At 46.6% G+C, this 3,270-nt stretch carries 3 protein-coding genes; 2 read left to right on the forward strand and 1 reads right to left on the reverse strand.

Going from position 1 to position 3,270, the window contains the following annotated elements; all coding sequences use genetic code 11:
- Positions 1 to 186 precede the first annotated feature (186 nt).
- Complete coding sequence (locus QUA10_RS26775; protein ID WP_333084873.1) at positions 187 to 753, forward strand: nucleoside monophosphate kinase; 567 nt, start codon at positions 187 to 189, stop codon at positions 751 to 753.
- A gap of 144 nt (positions 754 to 897) precedes the next feature.
- Positions 898 to 1,617, forward strand: a complete 720-nt coding sequence (gene rph, locus QUA10_RS26780) for a ribonuclease PH (protein WP_333084849.1) — start codon at positions 898 to 900, stop codon at positions 1,615 to 1,617.
- Positions 1,618 to 1,760: 143 nt separating this feature from the next.
- On the opposite strand, the gene QUA10_RS26785 is transcribed toward rph, so the two are convergent.
- Positions 1,761 to 3,095: a CHAT domain-containing protein gene (locus QUA10_RS26785; RefSeq protein WP_333086428.1), complete on the reverse strand. Its 1,335-nt coding sequence runs from the start codon at positions 3,093 to 3,095 to the stop codon at positions 1,761 to 1,763.
- Positions 3,096 to 3,270 lie beyond the last annotated feature (175 nt).

Raw genomic sequence — 3,270 nt, forward strand, 5'->3', positions numbered from 1 at the left:
GAAGTGATTGCCTCTTTGACTGGATATCCATTCATATTAAATGGGTTATCTGTAGCAAATATTTAGGAAAATGGTATTATAGGGTGAAAAACCAAGGTGATGAGAGTCTCGCTGCGTCCAGGGCTTTTCAGAAAAGGTACACACATCGCGTAAAATTTGAATGTCGCGGCACTAGGAGCAGGGACTGTGAGAGTGGTGATTCTGGGAGGGCCAGGAGCGGGAAAGGGAACTCAGGCTGAACTACTGTGCAGCAATTTGAGCCTTCCTTTGCTGGCGGTGGGGGACATTCTACGGGAGGCGATCGCAGAAGACACAGATTTAGGCAAGCTGGCGGTGTCTTATGTCGAAAGAGGGGAATTAGTTCCCGATGCAACTATGATTGAATTCTTTCGCCGCCGGCTGCTGCTGTGGGATGTCTTTAATGGCTGGGTGTTGGAGGGCTATCCGCGAACGGCTTTTCAAGCTGAGGAGTTGGATTTTTTATTAGATGAGTTGGCGCAGGAGCTAGATTGGGCCGTTTGGCTGAAAGTGCCGATCGAGGTTTTGCTGAGTAGGTCGATCGAGCGCGATCGATCGGATGACCATCCTGAAATTTTACAGCGTCGGCTCGATTTATACCACAAGCAAACTATCCCGATTTTAGATTATTACGAGCATCGCAACAAACTGTTAACTGTCCATGGCGACCAATCCCGAGAACAAGTCCAGCAGGATCTTCTCAAATTGATCGAGGCTAAGGGCCAATCGGCATAAGATTTTACATTTTAGATTTTAGATTTTAGATTTTAGATTTTAGATTGAATAACTGCATATTTAACGAATCCAAAAAAACGGAAGATTAATACCAAGTTTTAAATTTTTAATGCCCAATTACCCATTGCAAATCACCTAAATATTATGTCTTTCCAACGTCCCGACGGCAGACAACCAAATCAAATTCGTCCGATTAGTTTCGATCGACAGTTTACTAAATTTGCTAGCGGTTCCGTGCTAGCTAAAAGTGGCGATACTCAGGTACTTTGTAGCGTTACAATCAAGCCGGGAGTGCCGAGATTTTTGGAGAATACTGGACAAGGTTGGCTAACAGCGGAATACCGAATGTTGCCGGGATCTACGCCGCAGCGACAAGAGCGGGAATTTATGAAATTATCGGGACGGACTCAAGAGATTCAGCGGTTGATTGGGCGCAGTTTGCGATCGTGCTTGGATATGCAATTATTGGGAGAACGCACCATACTTGTAGATGCGGATGTTTTGCAAGCGGACGCGGGGACTCGCACAACTTCAATTACTGGGGGGTTTGTGGCTGTGGCTGATGCTTTGAACAAGTTGGTGCAAAAAGGTGATTTAGTGCGATCGCCCCTGATTCGTCAAGTGGCGGCCGTGTCTGTGGGCCTTTTGGAAGGCGAGGCGTTTTTAGATTTGAATTATCTTGAAGATGTGGCGGCGGAAATTGATTGTAATGTGGTGATGAATGGAGATTTGAATATCATCGAAATTCAGGGAACTGCGGAAGAGGGAAGTTTCAGTCGGAGTCAGTTAAATCAAATTTTGGATGTGGCAGAAACCGGGATTCAGGAATTGTTGGAGGCTCAGCGGCAAGCTTTAGTGGAGTAGGATTTACGCATGGGAGTTTAGAAACCGGTTTTTGACGATAATACTTCGTTTCAGTCGGAACTTGCTGGCTTGCGGGCGATCGACCTTTCCCGCAAAATCATTGATATTCAACCAATAACAAATCACTAATCACTAATCACCAATTACCAAGGACTCCCAATCATCACAAAAGCCGACCAATAATAAGGATGGGACAACTTTAAATCCGCAAACCCTTGCAGCGAAGCTGGCAACTCCACCCCCTCACCCCGACTCAAACCCCGCAATCGGCCACCCTCCAAACGCACATCTCCCCGCAACATCGCAATTTGCGCTTGTCGCAGCGCCGCCCCCTTAATTCGCGCCGTCTTCAACTGCTGGTAAAACTCACTCATCAATCCCAAAGTACCTTCATCACTCACGTACCACAAACTCCCCAAAGCCGTTTGCACCCCCGCTTGCAGCGCCAACCCCCCAAAACCCAACTCCGCCTGTGCATCTCCCACCGCAGTCCGACAAGCACTTAAAACTAACATATTCACCTGCGGATCATTCAATCTCAAATCCCGCAATTGATCCAGTCGCAGCCGACTATTCCACAACTGAATAAAAGAATTATTCGGTGCTCCCGGTCGAAATTCGCCGTGAGTAGCTAAGTGAATAACCCCAAAAGGTCGGCTTTGATGCTGTCGCTTTAAATTCTCCAAAGTGAAATCCTCATTCAGAAAACTAACTCCTGGCCACTCTCGGGAAATAGCGGCTATTTCAGCAGGAACTGCCGGCAAAGGATTCAACTCGGAAAATTCCGAGGCACCCATTGCTAAAACTTGAGAATTTCTGAGATCGACGTAGCGGGTATCTGTTAAATTAATGCTGGGCATCAGGCTGAGACTGTACTTTTCCACCAAAAATTGCTGTCCGTCATGCAAAGCAGCAAAGGGCATACCTCTCAAACCTCGATCGACAACAAAGGAAATAGTATCGGTTTCGCAGTTTTTCAAACTGTCCTCTAAAGGCGCAATCATCCACTTATAAAGCTGTTGGGAAGATGGTAGATAACTCGTAGTAGCCCGCACCCCCGGTTTGGTAATCTCATCCCGGAACTGAGTTACAACTTTCAGCAGTTCTGCCCGGTTCGCAGCCGGCACACTTTTGTGAACCACTTCACCGCAAGAATTTATTAGCATTAAATTTAATTTTTCGGGCTGCGAGAACAGATAAATTAAGCTGGGTTTTGTGCCGGTTTGTGCGCCCACCGATGCTAATTTTTTTTGGATTTCCTCTGAGGATACCAACTCGTTGCTGATGTTGATGCCTAAATATTCCCCAAATTCTTGGCTGAAAGATTTGTCCAGTAGAGACAAAGCTGCCGATATTTTCCCTGCCTCCAAAGTCCTGCCGATGTCGCCGCGAAATGCTGACTGAATAACTGAATCTCTGATTTTTGAATCGATGAAATTTCTGAGTCCTCTGGGAAATTGCATTCTTTCGGGCGGCATCCTGTCTCCGGGTTTTCCTATATCTCGCGATATTCTGTTTTGGTTCTGCCGTTGTTGGCGGCTAAAGGGTTGGTTGGGATCGGGGAAAAGCGATCGCCCTCTATCAAATCGCGCTCTATCCCTTGGTAATATTGGCGGCGAATTGGAGTTATTGGGGTTAGGTAGATTAGGAGGA

Origin of the sequence: Microcoleus sp. Pol8_D6 (genome assembly GCF_036700965.1) — a bacterium.
GTDB lineage: Bacteria > Cyanobacteriota > Cyanobacteriia > Cyanobacteriales > Microcoleaceae > Microcoleus.